Source organism: Vibrio sp. 1249-1, assembly GCF_033340495.1.
In genome coordinates this window covers 1-515 of record NZ_JAWOWJ010001183.1, presented here as the reverse complement: position 1 = coordinate 515, position 515 = coordinate 1, and the positions used below count along the sequence as shown (strand labels likewise).

Here is a 515-nt window from a genome sequence, read left to right as displayed (position 1 = left end):
GGCCATCGTTAAAAAGCTCACTGAGCTTATGGGTGGTTCTATTACCTTAAAGAGCGTAGAAGGGGTCGGCACGCAGTTTATTGTCACTTTGCCGATACCATGGAATGAGAGCGAAAAACCTAGCCCGCAGCATACGCCAGTTCAAACCCGAAGCACTCAGAACTTGCGTATTTTGTTGGCAGAAGATAACCGCGTAAATGCTTTGGTGGCGAAAGGCTTTTGCGAAAAGTTAGGGCACGTAGTGGATGTCGCAGAAAACGGGCTGGTTGCCGTAGAAAAGGCACGCGACAACGATTATGACCTTATCTTGATGGATAATCACATGCCAGAGATGAATGGTGTCGAAGCGACTCGTTTTATTCGCGAAAAGCTAGGGGTAAAGACGTTGCTGTTTGCCTATACTGCGGATGTCTTTCGTGAGGCTCATGACCACTTTATCGCGGCAGGTGCCGATCATGTCCTAACCAAGCCTCTGCAAAGGGAAAGTTTTGCTGACGCTTTGAAGCAATTCAGTG

Annotated in this window: 1 protein-coding gene; it reads left to right on the top strand. The window is 48.2% G+C overall.

The window, feature by feature from the left end; genetic code table 11:
- The coding region (locus R7Z50_RS31150; protein WP_318150235.1) for a response regulator at positions 1-515 on the top strand (515 nt) is incomplete at both ends.